General features: G+C 40.4%; 15 protein-coding genes and 3 pseudogenes. 5 read left to right on the top strand and 13 right to left on the bottom strand.

Features of this window, described 5'->3' with window-relative positions; all coding sequences use genetic code 11:
- Positions 1-145: 145 nt before the first annotated feature.
- The 3 genes and pseudogenes from NXM86_RS06480 to NXM86_RS06470 all read left to right on the top strand — a co-directional run bounded on the left by NXM86_RS06480 (position 146) and on the right by NXM86_RS06470 (position 3,495).
- Positions 146-1,233, top strand: a pseudogene (locus NXM86_RS06480) (CotH kinase family protein).
- Between the two features lie 120 nt (positions 1,234-1,353).
- Positions 1,354-2,643: a hypothetical protein gene (locus tag NXM86_RS06475; RefSeq protein WP_498958773.1), complete on the top strand. Its 1,290-nt coding sequence runs from the start codon at positions 1,354-1,356 to the stop codon at positions 2,641-2,643.
- A gap of 186 nt (positions 2,644-2,829) precedes the next feature.
- Positions 2,830-3,495 (top strand): YwrJ family protein, encoded by a 666-nt coding sequence (locus NXM86_RS06470; RefSeq protein ID WP_498958772.1) that lies wholly within the window; start codon positions 2,830-2,832, stop codon positions 3,493-3,495.
- 301 nt (positions 3,496-3,796) lie between these two features.
- On the opposite strand, the gene NXM86_RS06465 is transcribed toward NXM86_RS06470, so the two are convergent.
- The 4 genes from NXM86_RS06465 to NXM86_RS06450 form a co-directional block, all read right to left on the bottom strand.
- On the bottom strand, positions 3,797-4,165 hold the full coding sequence (locus NXM86_RS06465) for a VOC family protein (RefSeq protein WP_328268520.1): 369 nt from the start codon (positions 4,163-4,165) through the stop codon (positions 3,797-3,799).
- Positions 4,162-4,953, bottom strand: a complete 792-nt coding sequence (locus NXM86_RS06460) for a YhfC family intramembrane metalloprotease (protein WP_328268521.1) — start codon at positions 4,951-4,953, stop codon at positions 4,162-4,164. The genes NXM86_RS06465 and NXM86_RS06460 overlap by 4 nt, the downstream gene beginning before the upstream one ends.
- Positions 4,954-4,972: 19 nt before the next feature.
- Positions 4,973-5,362: a VOC family protein gene (locus NXM86_RS06455; RefSeq protein ID WP_498958771.1), complete on the bottom strand. Its 390-nt coding sequence runs from the start codon at positions 5,360-5,362 to the stop codon at positions 4,973-4,975.
- Positions 5,363-5,677: 315 nt separating this feature from the next.
- Entirely contained in the window at positions 5,678-6,190 is a 513-nt protein-coding gene (locus NXM86_RS06450; protein ID WP_498958770.1) for a DoxX family protein, read from the bottom strand.
- Positions 6,191-6,447: 257 nt separating this feature from the next.
- On the opposite strand from NXM86_RS06450, the gene NXM86_RS06445 reads away from it, so the two are divergent.
- A complete protein-coding gene (locus tag NXM86_RS06445) occupies positions 6,448-6,789 on the top strand; it encodes a winged helix-turn-helix transcriptional regulator (protein WP_089097817.1) in 342 nt (113 codons plus the stop codon).
- A gap of 411 nt (positions 6,790-7,200) precedes the next feature.
- Here NXM86_RS06445 and NXM86_RS06440 read toward each other — a convergent pair whose 3' ends face one another.
- The 5 genes from NXM86_RS06440 to NXM86_RS06420 form a co-directional block, all read right to left on the bottom strand.
- Positions 7,201-8,079 carry a 5'-3' exonuclease gene (locus NXM86_RS06440; RefSeq protein ID WP_498958769.1) on the bottom strand — a complete coding sequence of 293 codons (879 nt, stop codon included), beginning with the start codon at positions 8,077-8,079 and terminating at the stop codon, positions 7,201-7,203.
- Positions 8,080-8,282: 203 nt separating this feature from the next.
- Positions 8,283-9,728 carry a sodium/proline symporter gene (locus tag NXM86_RS06435; protein WP_498959000.1) on the bottom strand — a complete coding sequence of 482 codons (1,446 nt, stop codon included), beginning with the start codon at positions 9,726-9,728 and terminating at the stop codon, positions 8,283-8,285.
- 39 nt (positions 9,729-9,767) lie between these two features.
- Complete coding sequence (locus NXM86_RS06430) at positions 9,768-9,902, bottom strand: hypothetical protein (protein WP_281255493.1); 135 nt, start codon at positions 9,900-9,902, stop codon at positions 9,768-9,770.
- Complete coding sequence (locus NXM86_RS06425) at positions 9,899-10,222, bottom strand: hypothetical protein (protein ID WP_089097820.1); 324 nt, start codon at positions 10,220-10,222, stop codon at positions 9,899-9,901. The genes NXM86_RS06430 and NXM86_RS06425 overlap by 4 nt, the downstream gene beginning before the upstream one ends.
- A 55-nt stretch (positions 10,223-10,277) precedes the next feature.
- Complete coding sequence (locus NXM86_RS06420) at positions 10,278-11,441, bottom strand: NAD(P)/FAD-dependent oxidoreductase (RefSeq protein WP_498958768.1); 1,164 nt, start codon at positions 11,439-11,441, stop codon at positions 10,278-10,280.
- 637 nt (positions 11,442-12,078) lie between these two features.
- On the opposite strand from NXM86_RS06420, the gene NXM86_RS06415 reads away from it, so the two are divergent.
- Positions 12,079-13,320, top strand: a complete 1,242-nt coding sequence (locus tag NXM86_RS06415) for an aminopeptidase (RefSeq protein ID WP_498958767.1) — start codon at positions 12,079-12,081, stop codon at positions 13,318-13,320.
- A 155-nt stretch (positions 13,321-13,475) separates the two neighbouring features.
- Here the strand turns inward: NXM86_RS06415 and NXM86_RS06410 are convergent.
- The 4 genes and pseudogenes from NXM86_RS06410 to NXM86_RS06395 all read right to left on the bottom strand — a co-directional run.
- Positions 13,476-14,057, bottom strand: a pseudogene (locus NXM86_RS06410) (GNAT family N-acetyltransferase).
- A 171-nt stretch (positions 14,058-14,228) separates the two neighbouring features.
- A complete protein-coding gene (locus NXM86_RS06405) occupies positions 14,229-14,837 on the bottom strand; it encodes a transglutaminase-like domain-containing protein (protein WP_062756188.1) in 609 nt (202 codons plus the stop codon).
- 872 nt (positions 14,838-15,709) lie between these two features.
- Entirely contained in the window at positions 15,710-16,000 is a 291-nt protein-coding gene (locus NXM86_RS06400) for a hypothetical protein (protein ID WP_169712569.1), read from the bottom strand.
- A gap of 855 nt (positions 16,001-16,855) precedes the next feature.
- Positions 16,856-19,338 (bottom strand): annotated as a pseudogene (locus tag NXM86_RS06395) (dynamin family protein); the annotation flags it as partial.
- Between the last annotated feature and the right edge of the window lie 298 nt (positions 19,339-19,636).

The following is a 19,636-nucleotide window of genomic DNA, read 5'->3' as shown; positions in this document are numbered from 1 at the left end:
GGACGCGAAGCGCACCCTAGGTCTGTAAGATATCCACAAAACTGAAAAAGGATGTAAGGGATTTTGTCGAAAAATATTTTTTGGACACCCCTGAGGGGCCGAAAAGCCTTGATAAATCAACATTTCTAGAGGGAGGAAATGATAGATGTCAACTAGTCAGCTGCCTCTGTATGCGATTTATATCCATCCTAATGATTTACAGGAGCTGCGCCGCGACATCTGGAACGATGACCCTGTTCCTGCCACATTTACGTTTCAAAAAAAAAATTTCATATCGATATAAGCTATCGAGGCTCACACATTCGCAAATTTAAGAAAAAATCCTATTTTATCTCGTTTTATAAACCTTACTTCTTTCATGGAGCCCATGAACTTCACTTGAACGCGGAATATAAAGACCCTTCTCTCATAAGAAATAAACTTTCCCTCGATTTTTTCTCGGCACTTGGCGTCCTTTCTCCTTCCTCCCGACACGTTCTTTTATCGATCAATGGAAAGCATGAGGGAATTTATCTTCAATTAGAATCGGTGGATGAATTTTTCTTAAAAAAACGTCAATTGCCGGTAGGACCTATTTTTTACGCGATTGATGATGACGCTAATTTTTCGCTGATTGGTTCGTTTGATAAGGCCCCTAAAACGTCTTTGGATGCGGGCTATGAAAGGAAACTGGGGACTCGAGAGGATCACCGATATCTGGAGGAATTCATTTTCAAATTAAACACAACGCCAAAATATGAGTACGAATCTGTCATGTCAAAGCTTTTGGATGTCAATAAATATTTGCGCTGGCTTGCAGGAGTTGTTTGCACGCAAAATTTCGATGGCTTCGTTCACAATTACGCGCTATATCGCAATCCAGATTCCGGTTTATTCGAAATCATTCCGTGGGATTTTGATGCTACTTGGGGACGGGATATTAACGGCAAACAAATGGATTATGATTACGTACGTATCGAAGGATTTAATACGTTAACCGCTCGATTATTAGATATAGAGAGCTTCCGAAAAATGTATCATGACATCATGAAACATACATTAGATCATGAATTCACGGTGGAGTTTATGAAGCCAAAAGTGGAGGAACTTTATCAGCAATTGCGTCCCCATGTCGTCAATGATCCGTATATAAAAGACCGTATTGAACAGTTTGATGGTGAACCGGAGTGGATTTGCGATTTTCTCGAAAAACGAAACACTTATTTAAAAAATCAGCTATCTACCCTGCTATAAAATGGGCTGGAGTGGAATTTTTTCATGTTGGGCAATTGTTGGATAACTTTTAAATTATAGGATACGTATATATGCATTACGAATAACCATTATGGATAAATAACAAGGAGGAACAAATGAATGATAAGACAACAAAAAGATAGTCAATCAATGGAGTCAAATGCTTATCTAAAATCGTTAGTGGGTAAAAGAGTAAAAGTATACAGAGGGGGACCAGAATCTTGCGAAGGTAGGCTTTTAGATGTTCAATCCGATTATGTTGCACTAATGCCAGAGCAATCAAACGACAATAAACAAAATAACAACGCAAACAATAACAACAACGCAAAAAAGGACAACGCAATTATTTACTATAACTTAAGACATGTCCAAAGCATTAGTGAAAATTTAAAAGCTAACTCTGTTGAATCTAACTTAAAACATGTCCAAAACATCGTCCAAAGCATCAGTGAAAATATTTATAGCAACTTAAGACAGGTCCAAAGCATTAGTGAAAATTTAATCGCTAACTTAAAACATGTTCAAAGCATCGATAAAAATTCAACAGCTAACTCAGTTGAATCTAACTTAAAACTTGCCCAAAACAGTGAAAATTCAAAAGCGAACTCTATTGAATGGTCGATCGATTTTGATAATCATCCAGAATTGGTGTCAGCGAATAATTTCACAGAATTATTAAAAAATTTAACTGGCAGCATGGTCAAGGTGAATAAAGGCGGTCCTGAATCTAAAAAAGGAATAGTGCTCCTCGTTGCCGGTGATTATATGGGCCTCTTAACGGAAGACGATGGGATTGTATTTTACAATACAACTCACATCAAAAGTATAAGCGTGCAAAATAGAAGCCAAAATATCGATCAAAATATCGATCAAAGCACCCCTCTCAGCAATTCCCCTATCCATTATGATAATTATTTTGATGACATCCATGCACAAAACTTCCTTGAATTATTTGATTATTTTGCTTATAAATGGGTCTCGATTAACCGCGGCGGTCCTGAAGCAGCAGAAGGAATTCTTGTGCAAGAAGAAGGAGAACATTATACGTTAGTGAACAATGATGAAGTCATTCGGATTTACCCTTATCACATTAAAAGCATCAGTATTGGTACAAAAGGCTTTCTCAAACAACAACAGCAGCAACAAAATCAGCAACAACAAAATAATGAAACTACTGAGAATGAGAACAACAAAGATTGGGTTATGACAAACAAAATAGAAGATAACAAAACATCGGACAGAGAACAGCATACAAGTCAAAAAAGCTCTTCGCAGGAAACAATCGTTGGAGAAGATGACAGAACAGCGGGCAGAGAACAGCGTTCAAGTCGAAGAAGCTCTCCACAGGAAACAATCGTTAAGGAAACAATCGTTAAAACGATTGATTATATTTGGGATCCGAAACGATAAATCGTTTCATGTTCCCTGCTTTAAAACCGTCTGTCCCTTGCAGCATGCATAAATATTGCTGTTGTAATGCCGATTTCCTGTCATTTTCCGCTTCTGACACGAAAATCACTTTTCTCGTAGATGCACAAGTGTAAACGAATTTGTGCATCTACTACTTTCCTTTATTCTATTGAAAGGAGGGAGAAAATGAATAACCTACATTCTTTAATCGGAAAGCAAGTAGAACTAGAAGTCTCTGGAAAAGTACAGTTGGCAGGAATACTTGTCGATGTAGGGTTAGATATCATTGTAATTTATAACGGAAAAGAATATTTATATATTCCTCATTTGCACATTCACAACATCCGATTATCAGCAAACCCAGATACGGAATTATCGGATTCGACCCCTGAATTACCTTTTGATGAAGATGATATGATTTCCTATCGGAAAACATTAAACAACGCAAAAGGGCGCTTTGTCGAAATTTATGTGACAGGAAATAAATCGATCCATGGCTATGTCACAGCTGTTTTAAATGATTACTTCGTTTTCTACTCACCATTGTATAAGACAATGTTTATTTCTCTAAACCATCTGAAATGGCTAACCCCGTATCAGACAAACATTACTCCATACACACTAGGCAATGAAGTGCTGCCAGTGAAACCAACCAACATTCCACTACAAAGGTCGTTAGAAGAACAATTAAAAAAATTTGAAGGAAAGTTGATCGTATTTGATTTAGGCGATCATCCAATGAAAATCGGATTGCTTAAGCAAGTAAAAAACAACATCATTGAACTTGTAACAGCTAGCGGGGAATCTGTATTTTGGAAAATAATACACGTAAAAACGGTTCATCTTCCTTAATGATGCACTTCCCTCCCTGTAACGCCAAAAGCTTCATGTACAGGAGGGAAGTTTTATTTTGGTGCAAGTACGAATGACATACATGCAAAGGCCGATTTCGTCATTCACTAGACAAAAGTAGATTTGATTTCAACAAAATCGCTTCGTCAAATGTTTTATTAAACAATATTATTATAACCGAACGAAAAGTCCCCCACTTCAACTAGAGGCAAGAGAGGGAAAAAGCCAATGCTTCAACATCTTCGTGATGAACCTTATTTTTCAGTAGCAGCGCTTCTTTCCATGGCAAACTACCTTGAACTTATCTTCTCGACAAAAACTCAATCCGATTGTGGAATGGATCGCGGAACGAAAAACGCTTCACCCCTGGAATCGGTTTCTCGTCTTTGGTCGGAACGCCATTTTCCTCCAAGTAGCGGCGCACTTCATCAATGTTTTCGACTTCAAATGCGGGATGGCTTTTGCTGTTGTAGCCGCCACGGTCTTCAACGCCGATATGAAGCTCGATATCGCCGACTTGGTACCAAAGGCCGCCGTTCGCTTTTAGGGAGTCCGGCTTTTCAATTTCCGTAAAGCCGAGCAAATCGGTGTAAAAGGCGCGAGCCTCATCCTCGGCGCCGAAAGGAATGCAAATTTGTACATGGTCTAATCGTTTGACGTGAATCTTCATCCTTCTCCCCCGCTCTCAAATGTTTCTTTCATGCGACGCGTAAATAAAAACGCCGCAACAGCGAATAAAAAGACCACCGCTTCGATCAGCCAAACATTCGCGACAACGCCCGCTTGGTATAACGCAGGCGCAGTATCCACTAGCGCGTGCAGCAAAATCGCATAGATGACATAGCGAAATTTCCGTTCGCGCACGCCAAGCAATACAACAAGTGACATCGCAATATGGAACGCAATCGCAAACAATCGCTCAAGACCACCTAACACATACATAGAAAACGGGGTGTGCAGCACCATATCTTTTAAGAACGCCGCTTGTTCTTTCGGAAGCGTCGGTGCAATCATCTTGTCGAACGCGCCGGATTGAATCAAGCTTGCGAGAACGATCGCGTTAACGGCGCCAAGCACGCCGATCAAAATCGCTTCGATGCCGCCGTGCCCTAATCCAAACGACAGCCCGTCTTTATAATCGCGGTGCTTTTTTAACATCCATCGAAAACCAATATAACGGCCGACTTCTTCAAAAATTCCCGCTGCCAATGTCGCATACAGGACAAACAACGCTACGCTATCCGTCCATTTTAATGAGGTGCCGCTCGGGTCAATCATCACAACATGCAGCGCTTTTTCCAGCACTTGCGAAAATAGAACAAAAATAAGGACGCCGATGCCAAACGGCTTCCACGAAAGCCATTTCTTTTTTCGAAAATATAAAAGCAAGCCAATCGGCACAAAAAGTGAAATGACTAGCTGGGTAACCATACCCGCAATTATCGCTGTGTTTATCATTGCATTTACCCTCTCGTATTTATTTCCATACCTTCATTCGCTCCGCCAATGTGGATGTATGCAATTCTAATTGAGTGCCATCCGGATCAGGAAAGTTGACCGAAAAGCCGCGGCCGCGCTGAGTCGGTTCCCGGACAATCGGCACATGATTTGCTTTTAAATGCTGTACCGCTTCCCAAAAATGCTGCTCATCGATGAAAAATGCAACATGATCCACGCCAATCTGCGGACACTGATCTTCCATGTTCGGACGCTCCTGCAAACAAATCCATGCGCTTCCCCATTCTAAATATGCATCCTTTCGTCCGCGATGAACAAGCTTCATGTTTAATATGTCTACATAAAAACGAAGCGAACGAGCCAAATTCTTCACATTAATGGTCACATGGCTAAATCCTTGTACATTCATTCGTTTCGTTCCCCTAGCTTTTTAGATTCCTCATCCTAAACTGTCGATATCTACTTTTTCATCCTTATAATACCACCAAAGGAAAAAAAGAGCGAGTATTTCGCACTCTTAAACTAGCAAAAAGACGATGTTAAAAACAAATTGATAATAATATAAAAGTACGGAAAATATCGTTGCATGTATTTGTTCTGCCAACACACGAAACATCCAATTTCACCTTTATATATATTTCAGGGAGATTTCGCTTATACGCAGGAATAAAAAATAGGCCGAGCACTTTCTAAAACCGTAAGTGCACGGCCGTTGATCATCCATCTATCTATGAAACGCGACTGGGCGATGTGGACGAGGCGTTTTGTTCATAAATTTACGAATGTAAGAAATCGCCCAACGATCGAGACCATATCTTCCTGCGTTCGCACCTGCAACAAGGATGAACATAGTTAGTAAAATCATTTGTGGATTGGTGCTAGTTGTTCCAGAGAACATGAATGCGAAGTTCATGACTGCTCCCATCAGCGCAGCAAACGTTGTAAAAAGACCAAGAATAAGTGCAATACCTACTAATAATTCACCCCAAGGCACTAACACATTGAACACCCTGACGTTTGGCAAGGCAAAATGTTCGATAAAAGCAGCCCACCAACTTTGTACGGCTGGATGCTCACCAGATGCTTTTGCGAGCGCGCCTTTTAAAAATCCTGTTGCGTCAAATCCATCCACTATTTTATGCCATCCTGCCGTGATCCAAGCATATCCGAGATATAAGCGAAACAATGTTAGTATTGCAGCAGAGCTTGCATGTTCGCGCAGCCATTTTACAAACATGTTTCATCCCCTCCCATTTTTTTGTTCCTTACACTTATATCGTACTATTTTTTATAGGAATGAAAATGATTTTGTTCACTATTTCACAATTTCTTAATAAAGTTTTGACAACTTCGCAACGAAACGGGAAGGATGAAATCGTGCGCAAGCGGTTACATCCATATAGCATTTTCCGTCTTTTCCTTTTTTTCAATATATCGTAAAATAGAACTATAATAACGGTGAACGTATTCAATATATTCTTAAAGGTGGGAAATATGAGGAAAAAAACGATACAAACGTCCTGTTCCCCATCGAATTTATGCCCTAAATTCGAAGCCGCAATGAAATTATTAAGCAAACGATGGGTCGGCCTTATTATTAGTCAATTGTTAGAAGGAAAAACGCGCTTTTCCGAAATCGAAGCGTCGATTCCAATCAGCGGGCGCCTGCTTTCAGAACGATTAAAAGAGTTAGAGGAAGAAGGAATTGTAAACCGCAACGTATATCCGGAAGTGCCAGTGCGTATTGAATATACGTTGACCGAAAAAGGGCGTGCTTTGCAAACGGTAATTGAAGCGATTGAAGAGTGGGCCCAAACATGGGTTGATGCTGAATGATAGCGATTACAGAATCTAGCCGAGAAAGCCCATCGACTTTAGCTATGGGACGAATCGGCTTCGTGCAAGGACTGCCTATGGGCAGTTCAATTGCTCGACATAGAATCGCTTTGGTATAATGAAAACAGGTGGATGTTTCTAACCGCATCGGTATGGGGTTGCTTGAACGAAAAGGTAGACTTTTCAAGCGTAAAACCGATGGAGTCCGTCAAGAAAAAGACGTAAAAACATGTAAGAGAGCCACCTGTGGCAGATGGTGTAGCGTAAGCGATAGTCTGCCAGCCTACGGAGCTATAGGCTCTGCCGTAGGACGGGCTGATGGCACAGCCCTGAACTTGAGCGTTGTCCAAACCAGAAATGGATGCGGACGCTAACGACCCAAGAATCCCACGACTTGAGTCGTGTGGAGTGTCAAGTATATGTCAACAAACGGTCCACCCCTTTGAATTCTAAAGCGAGGAAAGCCTGCTCCACTTTTTCTTTGTCTACGTCCCACTTCGCCTCCTCGATTCGCAGCGCTATCGGAAGATCACAATAAATTTTCGCTAGTTTTCTAGAAAGATGCAGCATCTCTTCATGCTCTTGCAACTTTTGCCGCTGCGACTTTGTCAAAAGAGGAAGATGTTCGAGGATTCCTTCTATCGAACCATACTGGCGCACTAATTTTAGCGCCGTTTTTTCGCCGATGCCGCGTACCCCCGGATAATTGTCGCTTGCATCGCCCATTAATGCTTTGACATCGACCCATTGCGATGGCAGTATTTCCATCTCCTTTCGAAACCGCTCGAGCGTATAGATATGATAATTTCCAATTCCTTTGTCCAGCAGATATACCGTTACCGTTTCGGAAAGAAGCTGCAACAAATCTCGATCCCCTGTCAAAATGGCAATATCCATTTCGTCTTTCCACTGCTTTGTGAGCGTGCCAATACAATCATCTGCCTCCGCTCCCAGTACGCCAATGTTCGGAATATCAAACGCGGAAACAACGTGCTTTGCTAGTTCAAACTGCGGGATAAGCTCTAATGGCGGCTCACCTCGGTTTGCCTTATACATCGGAAACATTTCCGTTCGAAACGTCGCGCTTCCCATATCCCAGCAGCAAACAACATGCGTTGGCTTTATATGATGAACGGCAGCGATCAAGTGCTTGACAAATCCATAAACCGCGTTTGTCGGAATCCCATCGCTTGTAAACATAAAATTCCCATAAAGCGCGGTCGCATAAAACGATCGAAATAAGAGCGCCATCCCGTCAATAAGCAGCAACTTTTGGCTCTTTTGCGTCATGGTTGTTTTCTCCTTCCGGGTATTGTTAACATAACATTTTTATTGTATAAATAGTGGTAATTTTATTGTAATCTCTTTTCTACATTGGTTTCCAGCATTAATTTCGTTATAACATAAATCGCTTGTCTGTGTTGAATGTTTGCGTAAAGGAAACACCTCCTCAACGATGAATGGAGATGTTTCCTTTTAACAATTATGAAATATTATATGGTTGTTTCAGTCGGAATTTCTTTCATTTCTTCTTTATCTGGGAAAAGGAGACTAAATAGAACCCCAGCGAGCATGGCAATAAAGAAAGTCGTAAAACGTGAGCTGATGATTGCTTCAAGAGGTGAGGAAATCCAAATAATCGTGCTGGCAAACCCGGCAATGATCGTCGCAATCACACCAATACCGGAATATCGTTTCCAAATGAACGTCAAAATGATCGCCGGCGACAGCGTACATCCGACTCCCGCCCACGCCCAGCTGACAACAAGATAGACTAACGATTCAGAGGTTAACGCAATGATTAGCCCTGCTATTCCCGCGATAATGACAACGATTCTTGAAATTTTCACCAATTGTTTTTCCGTTAATTTCATTCCTAACGCGTTTCGAATAATATCTTCACTAATGGAACTGGTGACAACGAGGAGTTGGGAGTCTGCCGTGGAAATAATGGCAGCGAGAATGCCAGAAAGCAATATTCCCGCAATCCATGGCGGCAAAAGGTCTAACGTCATATACGGTAAAACCGTTTCTACATCAGCAAAATGATGTCCTTGATACAACGTAATGGCGGTAATGCCGATTAAAAACGCGCCACTATAAGCTAAAAGCGTCCATACAATCGCCATGATGCTGGCGGTTTTTGCCTCTTTGTCATTTTTCAGCGCCATAAAACGCACGCTTAATTGCGGCTGGCCGCCAAGAAAGCCAAAAAACCAAGCAAAGTTGTTAAACAGCAGTAATCCTAAGGCAAATCCAGTCACTCCGCCAGTCCACGAATCAATCCCTGGCTCAGCGGCTTGCAGCGCCTGGCTGATGGATAAATCTCCGCTAAAAATATGAAACAAAGCGACAATCGGAAGCACTACCAGCGTCGCAAGCATGATTAAGCTTTGAATCATATCCGTCCATACAACACTTATAAATCCTCCTACATACGATAAAACAACCACGATGATTGTGCTTACAATCATTCCAATCACAGGATCAATACGAAAAACAGTGAAAAGGGTTTTTCCCGCTCCTGCAATTTGTGCGCCAAAATAAAACATCATAAAGCTAAGAATAAGAATTGTAGAAATCCATAAAATTATTTTTCCGTGCGCTCCAAACCGCTTAGCTAAATAACCCGGCAATGTCAGCACTTTATATTCATTTGTTTCTTTCATAAACTTCTTCGCTAAAAACAGCCATGAAAAGATAATTCCTAGCGAAATTCCGATTGCTACCCAAATTCCCGATAAACCAGTCGCAAACACAAATCCCGTATATCCTAGCAGCAGCCAAGCAGACTCGCCGGTAGCTCTTTCCGAAAATGCTAAAGCCCATCCTGGGATCTTTTTCCCGCCTAAAAGAAAATCGGAATGGTTAATATCTTTTTTACTATACAAGTAACCAATGACTAACATAAATAAACAATATAGAATAAATTCGACCATAATGATCGTTTGCAATGGAGCTCACTCCTTTTGGCTGGTTTACAAATGGACGTACACGCCCGTCTGCTTTGCAATTGCTCTTTCATACATCATTTCCGCAACAACAAGATCAAACAGCGCCATGCCAGTAGACTTGAAGATAGTCGGACAATCTGCTTGAAAAGTATGATTCACCTTGTTTGTGACGACTTTAGAAAAAGCAACCATTTGAACAACGCTTTTGCGCTTCCGGTTTGACGGTCTATTAATATAACCATTCCTTGCGTTACAGGATGCTGTCGATTATTAGGGAAAACGCTTACAATTTTCAAACTAAACGATTGATGAGCAATCGAAGGCATTAGCAAAAACGTATTTTCATTGTCTTGGAGCTGAGTTCTTAGCGGCATTTCGTACTGTTCATTTTCATAGAGACAGTATGCCCGCTCCATCGCTTCCATGACATCTTTCATCGAAGCGGTTTCGAGCATTGCTTTTTCATCAAGCACTAACATTGCGTATCCTCCTTTCCTTTTTATAGAAATTTACCTTTCTCTTGTCTTACAGCATTTACACAACAGCATCTTCCAACACTAAATCGTTTTCCGCAAACCGCTCAAAACGCAAAGGAGTGAGATCAATCGTTTTATATTTTCCGTAATAAATTAATTCAGCCAGTCCTATACCGACTCCCGGAGCCTGCTGCATGCCATGCCCGCTAAATCCGAGCGCCATATAATACCCATGCAGTGACGGATGTTTTCCGATAATGGCGTTATGGTCTGCCGTATTAAAGCTATACAGTCCTGCCCACGCCGCTGTTACCTTCACCGCTTCAAAGTTTGGAATGCGATGCGCCAAAATCGGCCACATTTGTTCATAAAATAAGGAACGTGTCACGGTGAAATCAATTCCCGGCTTTGTATCTTCGGAAAAGCCCGATAAAATTTTACTTCCTTCATGGCGGAAATACACGCCGGTTGGATCAATGGTCAGCGGCAATTCCTTTTTTAACGGTGTTGCTACATCAAATTGGAAAATTTGCCGTTTTAACGGATGAACCGGCAACGGAATACCGATTTTTTCGCTAAGATATACCCCCCACGCCCCAGCGCAGTTGATCACGATCGAAGCGTGATACACGGTACCATCTACAAGCCGAACTCCGCTCACTTTGTTTTCATTGGTTGTAATTGTCTCTACTTCTTTATAAATATATTCCACTCCTAATCGCTGGGCATTTTTCTTATATCCTTGCATAACCGAATAAGGATCTAAATAGCCATCTTCATGGCAATAAAGCCCGCCCGCTAAATCATCGATATTTAGTTCGGGAATGATGTTCAGCAACTCTTGGGCTGATAATACTTGCGACGGAACGCCGTATTGGTTTTGCAGCGAGCAATGTTTTTTCAACGATGGAAGCATTTCTTTCGTAGCCAAAAAGAGATATCCGTTTTGACGAAAATGAATCTCCGCCGGTTCTCCATCAATAGCCATCGTTTGAGGAAATTGTTTATATATTTGCAGGCTATATCGACTTAATTGAATGTTGATCGGCGTCGTGTATAACTGTCGAATTCCTCCCGCGCTTCTTGGCGTAGACGAGAACTCGTACAAAGGGTCTTTTTCAAAAACAACGATTCTGCCATCAAAGCCAATTTTCCGAAGATGGAAAGCTACACTCGATCCCATTACTCCTCCGCCGACAATGATAATATCCGCTGTTTTCATCCAAATTCTCCTCCCTCCATAGACATACAGCCCTGTCTGCCTATCATTGCTTCCACTCATTCGTTGCACGCCCTTCAACAATAAAAATAACTCGCGACGATGCTCCTCCTTTCGTAAACGAAACTCATCACGGCAAAACAAAAAGCCAGTATAAACCATCACACACAATGACGATACTGGCTGATGTCTACTGAACGCATCATCGGTAAAGACGATGCAAATAGACTACACAGTATTTCGATTTCCTTTTCTCCAACGAGACATGGTTATTATTCAAATTATTCCGCATCTACAATCATTATGCGTCTTTCATAAACAAAATAAGAGCTTGGCATATTAGAAACGACTATAAGGATGCTAATTGATTCGTTATTTCGGCCAACCGTAACCGTTTTAGAGGATGATGGATAGAAAGCAAAATAATATTCGCGTTGAAATCCATTGAATGAACCTCTTCGACCTACATTCCATCTTGAGGTGATAAACTTCTTGAGAAAAACGTTAACTTCGTCTTATACTTTCTGACCAATTGTTTCCCGCCTTTTTAACAATACCAATTCATCCAAATATTTGAATGTTCCGAGTTCCTCGTATATAATAGAATCCTACATAATACGAAAATCAAGGGGTGAAAAAAGTGAGCGACTGGGAACAAAATTTAGAAAAATATGCCGCGCTCGCCGTACAAGTCGGCGTCAACGTCCAAAAAGGGCAAACGCTCTTTGTAAACGCGCCGCTTGTGGCTGCTCCGCTTGTACGGAAAATCGCGAAAAAAGCATACGAAGTTGGCGCCAAACATGTCTATGTCGAATGGAATGACGAAGATCTTACATACATTAAATTCAAGTATGCTCCAGATGAAGCGTTTTTGGAATATCCAATGTGGCGTGCGAAAGGAATGGAACAGCTTGCGGAAGAAGGTGCGGCGTTTTTATCCATCTATTCGCCAAACCCGGATTTATTGAAAGACATTGATCCGAAACGGATCGCAACGGCAAATAAAACCGCATCTCAAGCATTGCGCAATTATCGCAGTGCCTTAATGGCGGATAAAAACTGTTGGTCATTGATCTCCGTTCCTACGCCGGCGTGGGCGAAAAAAATATTTCCAGACCTCAGTGAAGAAGAAGCGATCGACAAGCTATGGGAAGCGATATTCCGCATTACCCGCGTCGACCAGGACGACCCTATCCAAGCGTGGCAGCAACATAACGACCAACTCGCCAAAATCGTTGATTACTTAAACAATAAACAATATCAACAACTCATCTATGAAGCGCCTGGAACAAACTTAACGATCGAACTTGTAGAAAACCATGTATGGCATGGCGGTGCAGCCGTCAGCGAGAAAGGCGTTCGTTTCAACCCGAACATCCCGACAGAAGAAGTGTTTACGATGCCGCATAAAGACGGAGTAAACGGAATCGTGCGCAATACAAAGCCGCTTAATTATAACGGCAACCTGATAGATGGATTTACCCTTACGTTTAAAGATGGAAAAGTCGTTGACTTCACTGCAGAAAAAGGATATGAAATATTAAAGCATTTATTGGACACGGACGAAGGAGCGCGCCGGTTAGGAGAAGTGGCACTCGTTCCACATCAATCACCGATTTCCACATCGAATTTAATTTTCTATAACACGTTGTTCGATGAAAACGCGGCATGTCACCTAGCGCTCGGAAAAGCATACCCAACGAACATTCAAAACGGCACCGCTATGTCCAAAGAAGAGCTCGACAAACATGGGGTCAACGATAGCCTCATCCATGAAGATTTTATGATCGGCTCTGCCGAACTAAACATCGATGGCGTTACGAAAGACGGCAAGCGCGAACCAATTTTCCGCAACGGAAATTGGGCGTTTGAATGGAAATAATGGAAGTGATGTGTTTACCACACGTTGATCATAAAACTGAAAATTTGCGCTTCAAATAAGTTATATAACTTACTAGCCACGTCTTTCTGCATACTTGGGAGGACGTGGCTATATTGATTTAACATGCTGTGTATAGAAGAATGTCCTAATCGTTCTTAGTTGAATAAAGGATTATTCTTTTTAAACTCATCCCATTCCTCACGAAGAATACCCATCCGAATGGAATCATCGTATTCGCCATTATAGTAGCGGCATTTTCTCATTCTACCTTCTAATCGCATTCCCAATTTTTCCGCGCATCTGATCATGCGTGGATTTCCAGACCAAGTCGTCAGCCCCACTCTCTCGATGGTTAAATTTTCAAAGAGATAGTCAATCCATAAAGATAATGCTTCCGTTCCAAATCCACCATTCCAATGTTCGGGAGAATATATGACGATTCCCATTTCAAGCCATCGTGTACGTTCATCCTCCCAGTAATAGCTAACCATACCTATAATTTGACCTTGATGTTCAATAATCATTTAACTTGGTACATCCGTAACATTCATTTTTTCTTCCATTCTCTTAGAAAACTCTTCAAAGGTACAAAATTCAAGTGGATAATAAGGAGCATCGTACTTTTTCCATTCTGGATTCTCCACACCGTATATCAGGTTATACAGAATTGGCAGATCATCGTGTGTTGGTGTCCGCAGAGATACTCTTTTTCCTGTCAGCAACAACTTTTGCAACATATATCCATCCCCTATCTTACAGAATTCAACAATCCATGCTATTATCCCTTTTCTAAAAAGAACAAAAACACCCCGTACACCTAAGTAATCAGAAAGACATGGCAAAGGTGACGAATAACTTCCGTCACCCTAGACTGCCTTGTTTAACTATCGCATCCGTCAACTTAACAATTATAAATATTCTGGCAAATGATTTTTATACATTTCTAATGCATCTGTATGTTCTTCTAAAACAGCAATTGTTTTTGGATGTGGCTTCGCATAAATTATTGGGTAATCTCTTTCATCAAATTCTTCTTGGGGAGTAAAAGCTAACTTTTCCTCGTCAATTGAAAATTGGGAATCAATTCCCTTTTTGTTTCCACGTGCATCTAAACGAATCCACCGATTTAATGATTTAAGAAAAACGCCATTAAGTGCATGAAGGGAATAACCTTGGTCAGGTGTATCGAATAGCATTAGCCGTTGATAACAAAAACCTGTCGGGATTCCTTGAGACCTTAATAAAGCCGCTAATAGGTTGGCTTTGGCATAACAAATTCCTTCTTTATAGTAAAGAACCTCAGAAGCTTTACATGTAACTCTTGTGCTTTGTATATCCCACGAGTGAGAAATCTCATCTCTTACAAATTCAAATGCTATTTTAGCCTTTTCCATTTCTGACTGCCCTTCATGAAACAATTCATTAATTTTTTTCTGAATTAAAGGATGAGAAAAATTGACAACATCCAATTCCTTCAGATAATCCATCAAATCAGTGGACTCAGGAATTAGTTCCATTTTAGTTCCCCCTTATCAAATACATTTTTCATGATTATAAGAATATTTAAATAAAAATACAATAATGGTTTACTTAGGTAACTTCAGCTATACCGCTCGTTAGTTCAACAAGAAAAGCGATACTCCTTTTGAAGCATCGCACCCACAGCCACCCATGAAGCGAGCTTCACCACAGATGATGGAAGAAATTTTATTTTTCCATGGATCAACGGATCAACAACATTCTTTAACAGTCACCTGTGTCAATGGATAAAATAACAGTAAAAGCTATCCACAGTTATTTCAAGGTAGAGGTGTGAGAGTGGAAGTGATAAAAACAAAAAATTCTGCGGATAGCAGGGCATTTCATTACGAGTCCTCTCTTACGATGTATAATCTTTGTTATCTAAGTCTAATATAGCAAACACAAAATTAATTGAGACTCTGTCCAGCAGACATTATGGAAAAAGTAAAGTACGAACTAAAATGGGATGTTATAGTGACTTTAACCAATAGGAATCCAATTATTGTATAAAAGAGACTGATTACTACCAAACGAACACTTTTCGAAGAGTTTATGCTTTTTTAATATCCATCAATGACTACTCCTTCATTTATTTCACTAACTCAAAATTTTCCCACAAGTTAAACTATTATAACAATATACAAATATTGTAAAATGATCGCCGCCTGTTACAAAAACAAAAACCCTGCTTCCACATGGAAAGCAGGTACTAACCAAACATTTTAGACCTAATATTGCCCCTAGTAGTAGATTTACAATTCCAAATAACTGTCAAGGCCATTTTATCATCGGCTTTAACATTTATTCCTATACATAGAGAAAGCCAGCATTATTTTCTGACTTAAAATTTAATTCCATTCCTTTGGTACTACGATAGTTTAACGTTGGAAGCTGTCATGCCCAGGATAATACCCGCCGTGACCATGATGATAGCCATGACCAGGATAATACCCACCATGACCGTGGTGATAGCCATGCCCAGGATAATACCCACCATGGCCATGGTGATAGCCATGACCAGGATAATATCCGCCATGACCATGATGATAGCCATGACCAGGATAATACCCACCGTGGCCATGATGATAGCCATGGCCAGGATAATACCCACCGTGGCCATGATGATAACCGTGACCAGGATAACTATCGTAACTTCCAATGAATTGTCTTTCCATTTTATATCTCCCCTTAACTGTTTTTAAAATAGTGTATGCGTCCATATTCAAAGAGGTATAGATTCTTGCCCATTATGACGCTTGCAAATTGTTGTTTTGATTATGGTTAATATCCTAATGTGTCACAGGAAAATAGCCCCTTTTTCACCTGACTTGCCCTGTTAGTTGAACAACTTTACTCCTTTTTGAATTAAAGCACCGTTATCCAACCATGAAGCAAGCTTCACACAAAGGATGTATGGAACAGTTTAATTCGTTTCTTCGTTTTTCACTGGATCGATAGTATGAGCGAAGTATGGTTGATTTTATTCAGCATAACATCCGGACTTCTGATCTTCAAATTCCATATAAATTTTGGTATGTTTGTATTTCCCAATTCGCAAAAATCGGCCACACTATGGACTTGAGTTTTTTCGTTAAATATTCTTACTGATTTCTTATACTATTTGAAGAACTCCTTTTGTGTCCGTGAACCAGTAAATCGGCTAAATTACACTTTGTATTGGTCAGAGGAGTTTCACTTCGTCAAACTTAATGTAGGCGGATCCAGTCGGGTATAGGCGTTTCCCGGATTCGATCTCATTTTTCCCCTCCAGCTCTCTTCTTTTTCATTGAATCTTCTTTTTTCTTCTAAGTTTCATCTCTACCTCAGTTTTGTTTCAATAACGTTTTTCTAATGTACTGGTTTTCGTGGATAGTATAGTATTCGAATTAATTATTCATCGTTTTTCAGCTTCTTTATGTTCTTTCTTTCTCTAATACAATACGTCAAACGGTTTCGGAGAAGATCAATATCTCGTTCATGCTTCTCAAACAATCGAATTTCAGAAGCTGTCAATATCGGTAACGTCTAAATAATCCTGATTTTCAACAAACTGCTTGTATTTGTTATATAACATCGCATTGTTTTGCTGGAATGCTCCAAACAGCTTGCCGGCACCTTTCAATAAAATTTGATACGGTGTGCGGCGGAGAAAAATATTCACCTTCTCAATTTGCGCGCTGCTCGTCATCCGGTCTGCATCCCGGCGCCAGTCATCAAGCACTTTAAAGTCGCAATTCAGCTTAAGCCGCTCTTCCCCATACATCGCATTAAACCCATCGCATATTTCATCCAGGAAAGATTGACAGTGATGAAGTTCATCATTTGCCGTTAAAATCCATTCCTGAAGAGAATGATAAAGCTTAGGCAAGACCTTATCATTTACATAAGCATGTACTCTCCGGTTCATCTCATCATTTAGTTCAAGATGAATTTTACGGAAATCACTGTCTTCTCGAATCAGATCAGAACTTTCTCGTAAAATTTTCGGAATATTTTCCGATAGATCCGATCTGATTTCCTCAAGACTTTATGGAACGTTCTCTTGATAATTCGCGCTTTTTCTTCTTTCAAATCCGTTAATTGATGGATTGCACCACCTAGCTTTGCGACCATCTCTTCATTCCATTTAATCGAATCAGCCAGGCTGTTTTCCATTTCTGCCCGTTTATCCAATAAATGATTGATTAATTGACGAATAAAGATTAATATTTTTTCAATTCGATCGTCTTCCGCAATTGGTCGGCTCAAATTTCTCAAGAACTCGGCTAGATCATTTTGTTGTTTTCTGCTTCTTAAACGTGATGAATAGGCAAACACCCGAGCCTGCGGAACATATGCCCGAACTCTCGAACGAGTGTCTTCAATAATTTCGGCGGCTTCTTGTTCATCATAAATTTCATCGATTTTATTGAGCAGAAAATGAATTGAAAGATTAGGGGCATATTCCCGAATCAGCATTAGGATCTCTTGTTCTTGTTCGGTAAAAGGATCGTTCGCATCAAGCACAAATAATAAACTGTCGGCAAAATGCAGATATTTTAGCGCTTCTTCCATATCATTACGGTCGCTAAATCCTGGCGTATCCATAAGAACTAGCCTGTTTTCCTGCAAAATTGGCGATGGAAGAGAAAACTCCACAATCGTATTGTCAAAATCCTTATTCAGCCGTCTATCTACTGCCTCCTGGAATTCATGGAAACTTGAAAATGTGGTTAATTCTTCATCGGATATTTTTCTAATCTCCGTCTCATCATCCCCCTTAAATACAATAGCGGAAGATGTCGGAGCAGTTTGGATATTTTCTCCGAGGACCGAATTGATAAAAGCAGACTTCCCATTTCCGGAAGTTCCAGCAACAACTAAATGATGTGCTTCAAAATCAACCAGTTCTCGGATGATCCATCTGAAACGGTGACCTGGATCAACATGCTGCGCTTCCGCCCATTTTACGATGGAATCGAATAATGTAAGGCTGTATTCCAAACCATCTGTCTCATTGCGGGAATGGAAAATAAGATTTTCGGCAGCATTGACCACCTCTGAACTAATGCTGGATGGAAATTTCTCGCTCCATGCCAGTACCGCTGCAGAAGCAAATAAAGCATGAGAATCATCGGCTATTTTGAGCCAGTTCGTTAAGATGTTCGGAATAATCTCATCCAGTTCTTTAATTAAATACTTTCCATCGATCAATTCAAAATAAGTTTCCTGATAAAGTTCTGACAGTTCTTTCCAAGACTGCTCCCGGCTTGCATCCAGATTGAAGAAAAGGTGGTTAAATTCCTTCAGCCATGAAAAATAGGAACGCTCGTTTTTATAGCTATTCCATAATGCCTGAACGATCTGCTCAAATCTTGTCTGATCCACCCTGTATAGCACGGCTAAGCATTTGGAAAAATAATGCGGTTCAAAGATTTTTGTTAGTCCTTGCTCTGCGTATGTTTTTAAAATATCAAACCAATGATCTGATTCTGTTCGGACCGCTTCATTTACTGCCAGTTCAATTGCGCTCTTCCAATCCTTATGTTTTTCGAAAAAGGCGCGAGCAATGTCAGTCACATTCGGGTAGTCCGGATTAAAGGATACCGCTTTTTTAATCACTTGGTCAGCTTTTTCAAGCTTGCCTTGGTCTATATAAAGCGAAAATAATTGCAGTGCAACTTCCGATTGCAAGACACTGCTTTCCGTATTAATGGATTTATAAATCTCTTCAGCTGTTGATAATTGCCCGATTTCATGGTAACAATCCGCTATATTTTTCTTCGCCCACGGTTCTAAATCATTATGAACGTTTTCCCATTTGAAAATAGCTGCTTCATAATCTTTGTGATGAAAATATACTTCTCCCTGGGCAAAACGGATGGTGGAGATGTCAGCTGTCTGATCTTTATGCCCGGCAAGAAAAGCTTCTCCGAGCACACGGACAGGATTTTTCTCATTCGCTTCCATCAATGTTTCATAAAATGTTTTTTTGATCAGTTGATTCTCTAACGTCATGTTTACCCCCCGACCTATATATTTTACATACCGTATTATATAGTTATTAAAACTTTCCTGTTTCTATCCTTAGATATTCTAGCAAACTTACTTTTGCAATAAAGTTTCAAATTGTTTTCATTTACAATACAGATTTTTATCATGGTGTAAAATTTCAGCTAAATTATGTTATTAATTGGATTGAAATGTAAAAAGCTGCATAATCCTCCTGAGAATACTGACACCTGTTTTTCCATCATCAATACTATTTTAGTAGTATCAGTATGTCCTGATTTTATAGATTTCTTGCACTAGAACT

The sequence above is a fragment of the Geobacillus sp. CX412 genome (assembly GCF_027942335.1).
In the GTDB taxonomy this organism is placed as follows: domain Bacteria; phylum Bacillota; class Bacilli; order Bacillales; family Anoxybacillaceae; genus Parageobacillus_B; species Parageobacillus_B toebii.
The sequence above is the reverse complement of the archived record's forward strand: the minus strand, read 5'-3'. Positions and strand labels throughout refer to the sequence as shown.